Annotated in this window: 15 protein-coding genes; 11 read left to right on the top strand and 4 right to left on the bottom strand. The window is 73.1% G+C overall.

Going from position 1 to position 12,955, the window contains the following annotated elements:
• Window positions 1-6: 6 nt before the first annotated feature.
• Complete coding sequence (locus tag ACOWU6_RS03845; protein ID WP_421074776.1) at window positions 7-636, bottom strand: TNT domain-containing protein; 630 nt, start codon at window positions 634-636, stop codon at window positions 7-9.
• A gap of 216 nt (window positions 637-852) precedes the next feature.
• On the opposite strand from ACOWU6_RS03845, the gene ACOWU6_RS03840 reads away from it, so the two are divergent.
• The 5 genes from ACOWU6_RS03840 to ACOWU6_RS03820 are packed head-to-tail and all read left to right on the top strand — an operon-like array spanning window position 853 to window position 4,474.
• Window positions 853-1,191 carry a hypothetical protein gene (locus ACOWU6_RS03840; RefSeq protein ID WP_421074775.1) on the top strand — a complete coding sequence of 113 codons (339 nt, stop codon included), beginning with the start codon at window positions 853-855 and terminating at the stop codon, window positions 1,189-1,191.
• Between the two features lie 2 nt (window positions 1,192-1,193).
• On the top strand, window positions 1,194-1,784 hold the full coding sequence (locus ACOWU6_RS03835; protein ID WP_271172622.1) for a hypothetical protein: 591 nt from the start codon (window positions 1,194-1,196) through the stop codon (window positions 1,782-1,784).
• A 1-nt stretch (window position 1,785) separates the two neighbouring features.
• Window positions 1,786-2,823: an RDD family protein gene (locus ACOWU6_RS03830; protein WP_421074774.1), complete on the top strand. Its 1,038-nt coding sequence runs from the start codon at window positions 1,786-1,788 to the stop codon at window positions 2,821-2,823.
• Window positions 2,824-2,830: 7 nt separating this feature from the next.
• Window positions 2,831-3,592 carry a hypothetical protein gene (locus ACOWU6_RS03825; RefSeq protein ID WP_271172683.1) on the top strand — a complete coding sequence of 254 codons (762 nt, stop codon included), beginning with the start codon at window positions 2,831-2,833 and terminating at the stop codon, window positions 3,590-3,592.
• Window positions 3,593-3,616: 24 nt separating this feature from the next.
• Window positions 3,617-4,474, top strand: coding sequence for a carbohydrate kinase family protein (locus ACOWU6_RS03820; RefSeq protein ID WP_421074773.1), 858 nt, complete (start codon window positions 3,617-3,619; stop codon window positions 4,472-4,474).
• An 8-nt stretch (window positions 4,475-4,482) separates the two neighbouring features.
• Here the strand turns inward: ACOWU6_RS03820 and ACOWU6_RS03815 are convergent, their stop codons facing one another.
• Window positions 4,483-5,394: an NAD(P)/FAD-dependent oxidoreductase gene (locus ACOWU6_RS03815; RefSeq protein ID WP_421074772.1), complete on the bottom strand. Its 912-nt coding sequence runs from the start codon at window positions 5,392-5,394 to the stop codon at window positions 4,483-4,485.
• 62 nt (window positions 5,395-5,456) lie between these two features.
• Between ACOWU6_RS03815 and ACOWU6_RS03810 the strand changes: the two genes are divergently transcribed.
• Window positions 5,457-5,948, top strand: a complete 492-nt coding sequence (locus ACOWU6_RS03810; protein ID WP_421074771.1) for a MerR family transcriptional regulator — start codon at window positions 5,457-5,459, stop codon at window positions 5,946-5,948.
• A gap of 52 nt (window positions 5,949-6,000) precedes the next feature.
• On the opposite strand, the gene purB is transcribed toward ACOWU6_RS03810, so the two are convergent.
• Window positions 6,001-7,383, bottom strand: coding sequence for an adenylosuccinate lyase (gene purB / locus ACOWU6_RS03805; protein WP_421074770.1), 1,383 nt, complete (start codon window positions 7,381-7,383; stop codon window positions 6,001-6,003).
• Between the two features lie 207 nt (window positions 7,384-7,590).
• Between purB and ACOWU6_RS03800 the strand changes: the two genes are divergently transcribed.
• Together ACOWU6_RS03800 and ACOWU6_RS03795 are read left to right on the top strand one after the other, a co-directional pair.
• On the top strand, window positions 7,591-7,851 hold the full coding sequence (locus tag ACOWU6_RS03800; RefSeq protein WP_271172628.1) for a hypothetical protein: 261 nt from the start codon (window positions 7,591-7,593) through the stop codon (window positions 7,849-7,851).
• Window positions 7,848-9,173, top strand: coding sequence for a hypothetical protein (locus ACOWU6_RS03795; protein WP_421074769.1), 1,326 nt, complete (start codon window positions 7,848-7,850; stop codon window positions 9,171-9,173). The genes ACOWU6_RS03800 and ACOWU6_RS03795 overlap by 4 nt, the downstream gene beginning before the upstream one ends.
• Window positions 9,174-9,179: 6 nt before the next feature.
• Here the strand turns inward: ACOWU6_RS03795 and ACOWU6_RS03790 are convergent, their stop codons facing one another.
• Window positions 9,180-9,578 carry a phage holin family protein gene (locus ACOWU6_RS03790; RefSeq protein WP_271172630.1) on the bottom strand — a complete coding sequence of 133 codons (399 nt, stop codon included), beginning with the start codon at window positions 9,576-9,578 and terminating at the stop codon, window positions 9,180-9,182.
• Between the two features lie 67 nt (window positions 9,579-9,645).
• Between ACOWU6_RS03790 and ACOWU6_RS03785 the strand changes: the two genes are divergently transcribed.
• The 3 genes from ACOWU6_RS03785 to ACOWU6_RS03775 all read left to right on the top strand — a co-directional run bounded on the left by ACOWU6_RS03785 (window position 9,646) and on the right by ACOWU6_RS03775 (window position 12,951).
• Window positions 9,646-10,719, top strand: coding sequence for a histidinol-phosphate transaminase (locus tag ACOWU6_RS03785; protein WP_421074768.1), 1,074 nt, complete (start codon window positions 9,646-9,648; stop codon window positions 10,717-10,719).
• A 115-nt stretch (window positions 10,720-10,834) separates the two neighbouring features.
• Window positions 10,835-11,974: a thiamine pyrophosphate-dependent enzyme gene (locus ACOWU6_RS03780; protein WP_421074767.1), complete on the top strand. Its 1,140-nt coding sequence runs from the start codon at window positions 10,835-10,837 to the stop codon at window positions 11,972-11,974.
• Entirely contained in the window at window positions 11,971-12,951 is a 981-nt protein-coding gene (locus tag ACOWU6_RS03775; RefSeq protein ID WP_271172633.1) for an alpha-ketoacid dehydrogenase subunit beta, read from the top strand. The genes ACOWU6_RS03780 and ACOWU6_RS03775 overlap by 4 nt, the downstream gene beginning before the upstream one ends.
• The last annotated feature ends 4 nt before the right edge of the window (window positions 12,952-12,955 follow it).

Genomic DNA, 12,955 nt, shown 5'->3' with positions numbered 1-12,955 from the left:
CGGCCCTCAGCCGTCGACGCGGATCCGCTCGAGCGCTCCGCTGACGACGAGATCGCGGATGCCGACGAAGTCCTGAGCGAGCGTGCAGCGGAGGCCTCCGCCGCGCTGGCCGAACCAGGGCTGGGCGATCTCGACGCGCACGAGCACGTTCGACCGGGTGAGGAACGCATGCCGTTCCGAGCCCTCGGGCAGCACGCCGACCGGCGGGAGAGAGCGTGCTTCGTAGGCCGTCCCGTAGGGGAAGAGCATCGTGCCGTCGAGAGCGCCGATCCGGTCCAGCGCGACGCCCGACGGCAGCTCGATGAGGAGCGAGCCGTTCGCCGCGCGGTCCTGCAGATCGGCGAAGTGCGCCGTCGCATCCTGCACGGCGCGCTCGACCTCCGCCTCCGGCAGTGTCGTCTCCTCCGGGATCGGGCGGTCCAGGTACGCGAGCAGGAGCGTGGCGGCGGCGTCCCCGTCCGGCGCCGACCCGAGCGCGAAGGCGCGCCCGTAGTCGACGGTCTCCAGCAGCCATCCGTCGGCGTCGGGGGAGAGGCGCAGCGCACCCTCCAGCGCGGGGCCGTCGTCTCCGGGCAGGATCACCGCCCGAGGGTGCACGGATCGGCGCGCGAGTTCCTGCCGCAGCGTGTCGAACATGCCTCGAGCCTAGCCAGCGCGCCCGCCGGGCGCGGGTCTCCGGCATGGGCAGGACGACCCGCTGGCGCGCCCGTCCCGGGTGCCGCGCATGCGCATGGGCTGAACTCCCCATGCCGCGGACGGGGAGCGGATGGCCCGCGCCTCTAGCATGGAGGATCGCGAATGCCGTCGCGCCCGCGCGACGGCGAGGCAGGACCCACGGAGCGGAGCAGGACTGTGTCGACGACCGCGGACACCCTCGCGCAGCGCTGCGAGCGGCTGCGCGAGCCGGTGACCCAGCTGACCGCCGTGAGCATCGGCGCTGCGGTGAGCCCGACGGGCATCGCGGAGGCGCTCGTCGCGGCGCGCGAGGTGCAGGCCATCCTCGAGGATGACAGCTCGGCCATCGAGCCCGGAGCCTTCGCCGACTGGCTCCCGACGGCCCGTTCGACCGTGCGCGGCATGGTCGAGGCGCTCGAGCGCGGCGACGCCGCGGAGTCCTACCGGCTCTTCACCGACCAGTCCACGGGCTTCTACCGTCTCGCGCTCGGGTGCGCGGGATTCCCGGGGTGGTGAGGATGGCCCTGCAGGAGATCGAGCGCGGGCTCCTCCGCGCGCAGCCCGAGCGGTTCGCGCAGGAGCGCTCGCGACAGAAGCTCGTCGGGTACGGCATCGCCGCGGGCGTGCTGCTGCTCGCCGCGATCATCGGCACGGCGAGCCTGCCCGCGTTCTGGGCGCACTTCAGCGGGATGGCGCAGGCCGGGTACGACCCCGTGCGCCCGTTCCGCGGCGCGGGGATGGGGTTCGTGGGGGTCGTGATCGCCCTCGTGTTCCTGTGGCTCTTCGGCCTCCTCTTCGCCCATGCCGCGATCTTCCGCGCACGCAACTGGGTCGAGCGCGCGTCGGGTCACCGCATCCGCACGGGCCGGACCGCCCGGTTCGGGGACGTCGGCGCGTACGACCGCTGGCTCGCGCAGATCCAGTCCGGCGGCCTCGCGTCGTTCCCCGACGCGGCCGGCGGCGCCGGCGCGGGGAAGGCCATCCTGCAGACCGTCGAGGATCGCGAGGGCGGCCGCGTCTTCGTGTGGCTCGAGGCGGCCGACGGGCGCCACGCATCGTTCGAGTTCGAAGGCGCGCCCGCCCGGGCGCTGATGACGCCCGCGGGGTGACATGAGCGGCTGGGCGATCATCGACGCACGGGAGGCGGCGCCGGAGCCGACCCCCGTGAGCGTCGACCGCGCCGCTCAGCTCGGCCTCCGGGCCGCGCCGCTCGGGCGCCGCATCGGCGCGGCGGCGATCGACGCCCTCCCGGCCGCCGTGTTCGCGGCGCCGGTCGCGCTCGCTCCCCGCGCCATTCTCTCCGGCGAGCTCCTCTGGATCCTCATCGCCGCGACGGGTGCGCTCCTCCTCGTCGTCTACGGGCTCGTGCAGCTCGCCTCGCACGGTTCGCGCGGTCAGACGTTCGGCAAGCAGCTGCTGCAGCTGCGCACCGTCCGCGCCGACACGCTCCGTCCGATCGGATTCTGGCGCGCGGTCCTCAAGGCCGGCATCCCCGTCGCCGCGGGCGTCGTGCCCGTGGTGGGAACCGCCGTCGTGCTGCTGTCGCCGCTGTGGGATCGCGAGGGACGCCGCCGCGGCTGGCACGATCATGCGGCGCGCGCGTGGCTCATCGACCTGCGCGCGGTCGACCCGACCGACCCGATCGCGTTCGAGGCCGCGCGCGGCCGGGCCAGGGCGCGCGTCGACGCCGCGCCCGTGCCATTCGCCGCGCCATCGCCGTCGCCATCCGCTGCCGCGCCGTCGTCATCCGCCGCGTCCGCGCCGTCGCCAACCGCCGCGTCCGCGCCATCCGCGCCGGCCGAGCCCGCACCATCCGCATCGGCGCAGGCGCGCGTGCGCCTCGACACGGGCGAGGAGTACCTCGTCTCGGGGCTCTGCCTCGTCGGCCGGATGCCCGCACCCGAGCCCGACGAGCGCGTCGCCTACGCGCTGCCCGTCCGCGACGACGCGCGCTCGGTGTCCAAGACCCATTTCGCCCTCGACGTGCGGGCCGAAGGGATGGCGGTCCTCGATCGCGGTTCCGGCAACGGCACGCGCGTCATCCGAACCGGCGTCGAGTACCCTGTCGCCGTCGGTGTCCCTGTTCCGATCCGCCCAGGCGACCGCATCCGCTTCGGCGATCGCACGATGGAGGTCCTCCATGTCTGACAACCTCATGAGCGCTCCCGACAGCGCTCCCACCGACACCGTGCCGGGGGCCGAGCGCCCGCTCCGCGTCGAGTTCGCCGGCGAGTGGTTCACGGTGAGCCCGAGAGCGCGCTTCTCGATCGGGCGCGAGGGCGACCTCGAGGTCGACGACAACCAGTACCTCCACCGGCACTTCCTCGAGCTGTCGTTCAACGACGGCCTCTGGTGGCTCGCGAACGTCGGGTCGCGCCTCGCGGCGACCGTCTCGAGCGCGGGCGGAGCGGTGCAGTCGTGGCTCTCGCCCGGCGCCCGCATGCCCGTCGTCTTCGCGCAGAGCGTGATCGTCTTCACCGCCGGCCCCACGACGTACGAGATCGGGCTGCACACGGAAGAGGCCCACTACGCCGTCTCGAGTCAGGTGCAGACGTCGATGAGCGGCGAGACGACCGTGATGCCGGTGAGCTTCACGCCCCTTCAGCGCGTGCTCATCGTCGCGCTCGCCGAGCCCATGCTGCGACGCGAGGGCGTGAGCGTGAGCGAGCTGCCGTCGTCGAGCGCCGCGGCCGCCCGGCTCGGGTGGACGATGAGCAAGTTCAACCGCAAGCTCGACAACGTCTGCGACAAGCTCGACCGGATGGGCGTGCAGGGCCTGCGCGGAGGCCCCGGCAAGCTCGCGACGAACCGCCGCGCGCGGCTCGTCGAGTACGCGGTGTCGTCGCAGCTCGTGACGCGCGCCGACCTGCCGCTCCTCGACGACGAGGCGCTGCGGAACTCGACCGAGGAGGACTGACCCCCCATCCGGTTGGATGGGGGCATGCCCTCTCCTCGCGTCGTCGTGTGCGGCCCCTCCGCCTGGAACCACCTCATCGTGCTCGACCGGCTCCCCGAGCCCGTTCCGCACATGCAGTTCGCCGAGCGCGCCTGGCACACGGCGGGCGGCACATCGGCCGGCAAGGCGCTGCACCTTGCCGACCTGGGCGTCGACGTGCGCCTGCGGACGCCGGTCGGCGACGACGCCGATGGCGCGCGTCTTCTCGCGGCGCTCGAGGCGGCAGGGGTCACGGTCGACCGGGTCGCGTCGGAGCGCACCGAGCGCCACGTCAACCTCATGGCCGACGCCGGCGCGCGCGTGTCGCTGTACGTCTCGACGCCCACCACGCCGTCGTCGGCGGATGTCGACGCGGCCGCGCTCGCCGTGGCGGAGGCCGACATGGCCGTCGTCGACCTCAGCGAGCTCGGGATGCTGCTCGTCGAGCAGTCGCTCGCGACCCCGCTGTGGATCGACCTGCACGACTACGACGGCTCGTCGGCCTTCCACGAGCCGTTCGTCCGCGCTGCCGACGTCGTCTTCATGAACGACGACCGCACCGACGACCCCTGGGCGCTCATGCGGTCGTGCCTCGACCGCGGCCCGCGCCTGGCCGTCTGCACGCGCGGAGCGGAGGGCGCGGTGGCCCTGTCGGCGTCAGACGAGCGGTTCGAGGTCGCGGCCGCTCCCGCGACCGTTGTCGACACGAACGGCGCGGGCGACGCCTTCATGGCGGGCTTCCTCGCGGCGACGGCGCGCGGGGCGGCGGTCGACGAGGCCCTGCGCGCCGCCGCCGAGCAGGCCCGCATCGCGATCGGATCGCGGCACCTGCACCCCGCGCTCGAGAGCGCCGTCGGCGACTGAGTCCGCCCCTACACCCGCAGCGCCTCCGCCACGAGATCCTGCACGCACGCGGCGCCGGCGAGCTGCCCCGACGCGACAGCGGCCGCGACCGCGTGCAGCGGCATCGGCAGGCCGGGCGGCTGCGCGATGTCGCCGGCGGCGTACACGCCCGCGCGGCTCGTGCGGCCGAACCCGTCGACGACGATCGCTCCGCCGTCGCTCATGGCGAGTCCGAGGTCCGCGGCGAACGGCGCGGCCTGCCGCCACGCGGTCGACGTGAACATCCCCGCGAAGTGCTCGCTCGAGCCATCCGAGAACCGCGCGGCGACGCCGTCGCCCTCCTGCGCGATCTCGGCGATCCGGCCCGAGCGGATGGCGGCGCCGAGCCGCGCGAGCACACCCGCCACCTCCGGGGCGACGGGCTCGTCACCGGGCAGGACGACCGTCTCGGCGGCGATCGGAGCGAGCATGGCGACGAGGCGCGGCGTGTGCTCGCCGGCCCCGATGATGCCGACGCGTCCGCCCGAGAACTCGTGCCCATGGCAGAACGGGCAGTGCGCGACGGCGTCGCCGAACGCATCGGCGAGCCCCGGGATGTCCGGCAGGGCGTCGGCCACGCCCGTCGCGAGGATCACGCGGGCCGCATCGACGCGATCGCCGTTCTCGAGCTCGAGGGCGAACGCTCCGAGGTCGCCCGTGATCGACACGACCTTCCCCTCGTCCGACGTGATCGTCGGGTAGGAGGCGATCTCCTCGCGTGCCGCGGCCCGGAACGCGGCGGGCGGGCGTCCGTCGTTCGTGACGATGTTGTGCATCGCGCTCGTGGGGGCGTTGCGGTAGACGCCCGAGTCGATGAGCGCGGCCGAGCGGTGCATCCGGCCCAGTGTGAGGGCGGCCTGGAGGCCGGCCGGGCCTCCTCCGATGATCGCGACGTCGTGCATGTGCGGCTCCTTCCGGATGGTGCGGGTTGCGGGAGGAGGCCAGTGTGTGACTTCATGTCGACATGAAGTCAAGTGCGTGGACGGTCGGCGAGCTGGCTGAGCGATTCGGGCTGGCGACGCACGTGCTGCGCCACTGGGAGGACCGCGGGCTCCTCGCGCCCGAGCGCGACGGCGCAGGGCGGCGCCGCTACGGCGAGGCCGACGCGTATCGCGTCGCGGTCATCATCGCGAGCAAGGCCGCCGGGATGAGCCTCGATCAGATCCGCGCGCTCGTCGACACGGGCGCGGCCGGGCGGCATGAGATCCTCGAGCGCCACCTCGCCGAGATCGACGAGAGCATGGCCGCGCTCGAGCGGGCGCGCGCGATGGCGCTGCACGCGCTCGAGTGCCGCGCGCACGACATCTCGACCTGCCCGAACTTCCGCGCGAACGTGGCCGACATCGTCGCGGGCACGCGTCGCGGGATGGGGTTCCCCGGCGCGCGAGCGCAGGAGAATCCGCCGAGAGCAGGACGGCAGGGGCCGATCGGTCCTGTCGCGGCGCGATCGTCCTGATCCCGCGCGGGCGCTCCGGCCATCCGCCGACGACGGATGGCCGGAGCCGGGCTCAGAGGTAGGTGCGCGTGAGCTGCTCGGCCAGGCCCGAGTAGGTCGCGGGCGTGAGCGCGAGCAGGCGCTGCTTCGCCTCGTCGCCGATGTCGAGGCCCTTCACGAACTCGGCCAGCTCGGCCGCGCCGACGCGGCGACCGCGCGTGAGCTCCTTGAGGAGCGCGTAGGGGTCGCTGATCTGCGAGCGGCCCGCGACGACCTCGGCGCGCACGACGGTCTGGATGGCCTCGCCGAGAACCTCCCAGTTGACGTCGAGGTCGGCGAGGAGCACGTCGCGCGAGAGCGAGATCTCGCCGAGACCCCGGCGCAGGTTGTCGAGCGCGAGCAGCGAGTGCCCGAACGCGACGCCGATGTTGCGCTGCGTCGTGGAGTCGGTGAGGTCGCGCTGGAGGCGCGACGTGACGAGCGTCTGCGCGAGCGTCGTGAAGATGCCGCCCGCGATCTCGAGGTTCGCCTCGGCGTTCTCGAAGCGGATCGGGTTGATCTTGTGCGGCATGGTCGACGACCCGGTCGCGCCCGCGACGGGGATCTGCGCGAAGTAGCCGAGCGAGATGTACGTCCAGATGTCGCTCGCGAGGTTGTGCAGGATGCCGCCGGCGTGCTTCGCGCGGTCGTACAGCTCGACCTGCCAGTCGTGCGACTCGATCTGCGTCGTGACCGGGTTGAACGTGAGGCCGAGCGACTCGACGAAGTCGCGTGCGAGGTTCGGCCAGGCCACCTGCGGGTCGGCCGCGAGGTGGGCCGACCACGTGCCGGTCGCACCCGAGAACTTGCCGAGGTACTCGGTGCCCTCGATCTGCCGGATGACCCGGTCGAGGCGCCACACGAAGACGCCCAGCTCCTTGCCCATGGTGGTCGGCGTCGCGGGCTGTCCGTGCGTGCGCGAGAGCATGGGCGCGTCGGCGTGCTCGTGGGCGAGCGCGCGCAGGCGCTCGACGACCGCGCGCAGGGCCGGCAGCCAGACGCCGATGACGGCGCGCTTCACCGTGAGGGCGTACGAGAGGGAGTTGATGTCCTCGCTCGTGCAGCCGAAGTGCGTGAGCTCGGCGATCGCGTCGAGGCCGAGCTCGGACAGGCGGTCGCGCACGAGGTACTCGACGGCCTTGACGTCGTGGCGCGTGACGGCCTCGCGCTCGGCGAGCCAGTCGATCTCGGCCTGGCCGAAGGTGAGGTAGAGGGCCCGCAGCCGGTCCTTGTCCTCGCCCGACAGCGGCGCGGTGCCGAAGAGGGCGTTGTCGGTGAGGGCGATGATCCACTCGACCTCGACCTCGACGCGGGCGCGGTTGAGCCCCGCCTCCGACAGGTAGTCGCCGAGCGGCGAGACGACGCCCTGGTAGCGGCCGTCGAGCGGGCTCAGGGGCTGGATGGGGAATGCGGTCACGATGAGCCTCCGGTGACGGGCTGGCGCGCGCTCGCGTGCGGATGGCGGAAGGGAGCGGCGGGACAGCGGCGTGGCTGGCCCTCCCGATCATACTCAGCGCGGCATCGCGGCCCCTCACCGCGTGCACAGGCGGACGACACGCGCGCGGGCCGTCCACGCGCCCGCCCCGTCGTCTTCCCGGGCCGCCGTCCGCACGATCCTGGACGCATGATGACGCAAGACGAGCTGGCCGCGATGATCGAGATCGCCCAGCGCAGGATGGACGAGATCGCCGGCGAGCTGCGCGAGGTGGCGGCGTCGGTCGAGGGCGTGTCGCTCCTCACGACGTGGCGGTCGGAGGCGGCCGACCGGTTCCGCGCGTCCGCCAGGGATCTCCTCACCGCCCTGCACAGCGCGGCGTTCCGGTGCGAGGCCGAGGCGCGGGCGCTGCCGTCCGCCGCGGCGACGGTGCTCTTCCCCGCGGCATGATCGACGTCGGCTCGGGCGGCGCCGTGGCCGTCGATCCCTCGGAGCTGCGCACCCTCGCGGCGCAGCTGGATGGCGACGCCGCGCGGCTGGGCGACCTCGCGCGCGAGATCGGCGGCGTCGCGCACCTGCTCGGCGACGTGCTCGCGGCGGTCGAGGGGCTGCACGCGTGCGCCTCGACCGTCGCGGCGGACGCCGCATCCGCCGGAGACATCGCGCGGGCGATGCGCTTCGCCGCCGACACCTACGAGATGGTCGAGCTGCAGGCGCGCGCGCTCATGGAGCAGCAGGACGCAGACGCGCGAGGCCCGCTCGCCGAGCTCCTGCGGATGCGCCAGGAGCAGCTCGAGCAGCGGAGCCCCGGCGCGGGCGAGGAGGCGGAGCGCCTGCTGAGCGCGTGGCGCGCCGAGCACGGCGGCGAGTTCCTGCGGCAGATCGACCGGGGCCCTGGCTGGCTGCTCGGGATGTTCGGCCTCTCGGCTCCGCTCATGTTCGCGCCCGTGCCGTTCATCATCCAGGGGCTGCGCCGCGCGCGCACGGGGCGGATCCCCGACGGCACCTCCCTGCGCGGGCGTGCCCCCGAGCCGGTGATGCGGCCGGGGGCACGCGGGGAGCCGGGGCGCGCTCCGCTGTCGTTCGGCGATCTCGCGTCTCGCGTGCCCGACGGCGATGACGCGACGATCCGCGTCGAGCGGTACACGCTCGCGGATGGCCGACGCGAGTTCGCCGTGTACGTCGCGGGCACGCAGGGCGAGAGCGGCACGGTGCTCGACTGGGACTCGAACGTGCGCCTCTACAGCGGCGAGCGATCGCAGGCGTACGCGGCCGTCGAGCGCGCCCTCGAGGAGGCGGGGGCGCAGCCGGGCGACGTGCTGCACGCGGCCGGGTTCTCGCAGGGCGGCATGATCGCGGGCTGGCTGGCGGCCGAGGGACGCTACGACGTGCAGACGCTCGTGACCCTCGGCGCGCCCATGGAGCTCGACACCCGCTCCGACACGGTCGTGGTCACGGTGCGCCACGACGACGACCCGTTCCCGCTGCTCGTGGGCGGCGGGGCGCCGCATGCGCCCGGCTCCGACCGAAGCGTGCTCATCGAGCGCACGCTCGATCCGGCGAGCACGCCGTTCGACATCGCGATCCCCGCGCATCGGCTCGAGGCGTACATCGAGACGATGCGCTCGTTCGACGCCTCGGGGGATCCGAGGGTCGCCGCGCTCGGCGAGCGCCTCGCGCACCTGCAGGAGGCGCCGACCGTCGAGGTGTTCGACTTCCGGCCCGAGAAGTCGCCCGAGCGGTCGGCGCGGGAGGGAGGCGGTGCGTTCTGACCCGCGTCAGCGGGCGCGCTTCTGCTGCGGGCGCAGGATGACGCCGAACAGCCAGTTGATGATGCTGATGAGGATGCCGGCGAGCACGGCGGGCCAGAAGCCGTCGAGCCCGAGACCCCATCCCCACGACGACATCACCCAGGCCGTGACCCACAGCAGCACGCCGTTGAGCAGGAGGGAGATGAGGCCCAGCGTCAGGATGAACAGCGGGAAGGCGACGATCTTGATCGCCGTGCCTACGATCGTGTTCACGATCGCGAACACCGCCGCGATCGCGAGCAGCGTGAGCACGAGCTGCAGGTCGCCGCCGGGCGCGAACGGCGTCACGGTGACATGCAGGAACGGGATGAGGCTCACGATCCAGATCGCGAACGCGTTGACGACGACGCGGATGACGAAGCGCATGCCCGCAGTCTTCCACCGCCGTCTGCATCCGCGCTGGCCATCCGGCGGCGGTCCCTAGAATCGACCCGTGACCACGCCAGAGCCCGTCCTCCCGCGCATCCGTCCCGAGATCGCGGCCCTCCCGCCGTATCGCCAGGGCAAGGCCGCGGGCGTCGGCGGGTTCAAGGTCTCGAGCAACGAGAACCCATTCGACCCGCTTCCGAGCGTCGTCGAGGCCGTCCACGGGGCGTCGGCGCTGAACCGCTACCCCGACGCCACGGCCGCCCGCCTGCGCGAGAAGCTGGCCGAGCGCTGCGGCGTCACGGCCGACGGCGTCATCGTCGGGGCGGGCAGCGTGTCGCTGCTCGCCGCGTTCATCCAGGCCGCCGCGGGGGCGGGCGACGAGGTCGTCTACGCGTGGCGATCGTTCGAGGCGTACCCGAGCCTCGTCCTCGTCGCGGGCGCGACGGGCGTGCAGGTGCCGCTGCTGCCCGACGGGCGCCACGATCTCGACGCGATGGCGGCCGCCGTCACCGATCGCACGCGCGTCATCCTGCTCTGCACGCCGAACAACCCCACCGGGCCGATCATCACGGCGGCCGAGTTCGCGGCGTTCATCGCGCGGGTCCCCGCCGACGTCCTCGTGCTCCTCGACGAGGCCTACGCCGAGTTCGTGACCGACGCGGCGCGCGTCGACGGGCTCGCCGAGCGCGTCTTCGAAGCGCACCCGAACGTCGTCGTCCTGCGCACCTTCTCGAAGGCCTACGGGCTGGCGGCGCTCCGCGTGGGCTACGCGATCGGGCACCCGCGCGTGCTGGACGCCGCCCGCAGCACGGCCATCCCGCTGTCGGTGACCGCGCACGCCGAGGAGGCGGCGCTCGCGAGCCTCGACGCGGCCGACGAGCTCGAGGCGCGCGTCGCCGAGATCGTCGCCCGGCGCGACGGTCTCGCCGCGCGGCTGCGCGAGATCGGATGGCGCGTGCCGGCCGCCGAGGGGAACTTCGTGTGGCTGGACGGAGCGGATCAGGCGGTCGCAGACGCGTTCGAGGAGGCCGGCATCATCGTGCGGCCGTTCCCCGAGGGCATCCGGATCTCGGTCGGCGAGCCCGAGGCCGTCGAGCGCATCCTCGAGGTCGCCGCGGCCGTCGCGCCGGCCTCCTGATCGTCCGCGCATCCGCCGCGACGCATACGACTGTGGGGTGCGGACCACGAAATCGGCGATCCGTTGTCCGCCGTGTTCCCCCGCCCGACCGCCGCAGGGCGATTAGCGTGGAGAAGTGACTTCGTCAGACTTCCTGACCGATCCGGAGACGGTTCGCGTCCTGGCCCCGGACGGGACCTTCGCGCCGTCCCCCGCGGCGGAGCGGTACCTGCCCGTGATCGAAGCGCTCGGCGACGCCGATCTCGAGCAGTTCTACCGCGACATGGCCGTCATCCGCGCATTCGACCAGCAGGCGACGCTCCTGCAGCGGCAGGGGCAGCTCGCCCTGTGGCCGCCGTCGTTCGGGCAGGAGGCCGCACAGGTCGGGTCCGCGCGCGCGACGCGCCCCCATGACCACGTCTTCCCGTCGTATCGCGAGCACGTCGTGGCGCGCATCCGCGGCGTCGACCCGATCGACATCATCAAGCTCATGCGCGGCCTCACGCACGGCGGGTGGAACCCGTGGGAGGAGCGCAACGGCAACACGCACATCTACACGCTCGTGCTCGGCTCGCAGACGCTGCACGCGACCGGCTTCGGGATGGGCCTGAACTTCGACGGCAAGACCGGATCGGGCGACCCCGAGAAGGACGAGGCCGTGATCGTCTACTACGGCGACGGCGCATCGAGCGAGGGCGACGTGCACGAGGCGATGGTGTTCGCCGCCTCGTACAAGAGCCCGACCGTCTTCTTCCTGCAGAACAACCAGTGGGCGATCTCGGTTCCGGTCGCGACCCAGGCCAGCGCGCCGTTCGCCGCGCGCGCGGCCGGCTACGGCATCGGCTCGGTCCGGATCGACGGCAACGACGTGCTCGCGAGCTACGCCGCGACGCGTATGGCGCTCGACGAGGCGCGCTCGACGCCCGGGCCGCGTGCGATCGAGGCGGTCACCTACCGCCGCGGCGCGCATACGACGAGCGACGACCCCACGAAGTACCGCACGGAGGACGAGGAGGCCGCCTGGGCGCAGCGCGACCCGATCGCCCGCATGCGCGCGTACCTCCTCGCGCGCGGGGCATCCGAGGCCTTCTTCGCCGAGGTCGATGCCGAGGGCGCCGACCTCGCTGCCGACGTGCGCAAGCGCACGGTCGAGCTGCCGGCGCCCGTGCCCGCGGACATGTTCGCGCACGTCTACGCCGATCCGCACCCCCTCATGGACGAGCAGAGCCGCTGGCTCGCCGACTACGAGGCCTCGTTCGAGGAGGGACGCGCATGACCCTCGAGACCCTGACCTTCGCGAAGGCCCTCAACGCCGGCCTGCGCCAGGCGATGGCCGACGACCCGCGCGTGCTCATGATGGGCGAGGACATCGGCCGCCTCGGCGGCGTGTTCCGCATCACCGAGGGCCTGCTCGCGGAGTTCGGTGAGCAGCGCGTCCTCGACACCCCGCTCGCCGAGTCGGGCATCGTCGGCACCGCGATCGGCCTCGCGATGAACGGCTTCCGCCCCGTCGTCGAGATCCAGTTCGACGGCTTCGTGTTCCCCGCGTTCGACCAGATCACGACGCAGCTCGCGAAGCTCACGAACCGGCACGAGGGCGCCCTGTCGCTGCCCGTCGTCATCCGCATCCCGTACGGCGGTCACATCGGCGCGATCGAGCACCACCAGGAGAGCCCCGAGGCGTACTTCACGCATACCCCGGGTCTGCGGGTCGTGAGCCCCTCGACGCCGAACGACGCCTACTGGATGATCCAGGACGCCATCCGCTCGAACGACCCCGTGATCTTCATGGAGCCGAAGAGCCGCTATTGGCCCAAGGGCGAGGTCGACCGCAGCGAGCGGCCCGCGCCCCTGCACGCGAGCCGGATCGTGCGGCGCGGCACCGACGTGACGCTGGTCGGCCACGGCGCGATGGTCACGACGCTCCTGCAGGCCGCCGCGCTCGCCGAGGCGGAGGGCACGAGCTGCGAGGTCGTCGACCTGCGCTCGCTCTCGCCCGTCGACTACGGGCCGATCATCGACTCCGTGAGCGCGACCGGCCGCATGGTCTACGCGCAGGAGGCGCCGCAGTTCACGAGCCTCGGCAGCGAGATCGCGGCGACCGTCGCGGAGCGCGCCTTCTACTCGCTCGAGGCGCCCGTGCTGCGCGTCTCCGGTTTCGACGTCCCCTTCCCGCCCGCCAAGCTCGAGGGCGCCTTCCTGCCCGACGCCGACCGCGTGCTCGAAGCCGTGGACCGCGCGCTCGCGTACTGAGAGG

Origin of the sequence: Microbacterium sp. SA156, assembly GCF_049065455.1 — a bacterium.
Taxonomy (GTDB): domain Bacteria; phylum Actinomycetota; class Actinomycetes; order Actinomycetales; family Microbacteriaceae; genus Microbacterium; species Microbacterium barkeri.
Note: the sequence above shows the minus strand (reverse complement) of the source record. Positions and strands in the feature narration are given on the sequence as shown.

Bases quoted from the DNA above. Each gene is read 5' to 3' on its own strand.
- ACOWU6_RS03845 (WP_421074776.1), bottom strand. From the start codon at position 636: ATGTTCGACACGCTGCGGCAGGAACTCGCGCGCCGATCCGTGCACCCT.
- ACOWU6_RS03835 (WP_271172622.1), top strand. From the start codon at position 1,194: ATGGCCCTGCAGGAGATCGAGCGCGGGCTCCTCCGCGCGCAGCCCGAG.
- ACOWU6_RS03830 (WP_421074774.1), top strand. From the start codon at position 1,786: ATGAGCGGCTGGGCGATCATCGACGCACGGGAGGCGGCGCCGGAGCCG.
- ACOWU6_RS03825 (WP_271172683.1), top strand. From the start codon at position 2,831: ATGAGCGCTCCCGACAGCGCTCCCACCGACACCGTGCCGGGGGCCGAG.
- ACOWU6_RS03820 (WP_421074773.1), top strand. From the start codon at position 3,617: ATGCCCTCTCCTCGCGTCGTCGTGTGCGGCCCCTCCGCCTGGAACCAC.
- ACOWU6_RS03815 (WP_421074772.1), bottom strand. From the start codon at position 5,394: ATGCACGACGTCGCGATCATCGGAGGAGGCCCGGCCGGCCTCCAGGCC.
- ACOWU6_RS03810 (WP_421074771.1), top strand. From the start codon at position 5,457: ATGAAGTCAAGTGCGTGGACGGTCGGCGAGCTGGCTGAGCGATTCGGG.
- ACOWU6_RS03800 (WP_271172628.1), top strand. From the start codon at position 7,591: ATGATGACGCAAGACGAGCTGGCCGCGATGATCGAGATCGCCCAGCGC.
- ACOWU6_RS03795 (WP_421074769.1), top strand. From the start codon at position 7,848: ATGATCGACGTCGGCTCGGGCGGCGCCGTGGCCGTCGATCCCTCGGAG.
- ACOWU6_RS03790 (WP_271172630.1), bottom strand. From the start codon at position 9,578: ATGCGCTTCGTCATCCGCGTCGTCGTCAACGCGTTCGCGATCTGGATC.
- ACOWU6_RS03775 (WP_271172633.1), top strand. From the start codon at position 11,971: ATGACCCTCGAGACCCTGACCTTCGCGAAGGCCCTCAACGCCGGCCTG.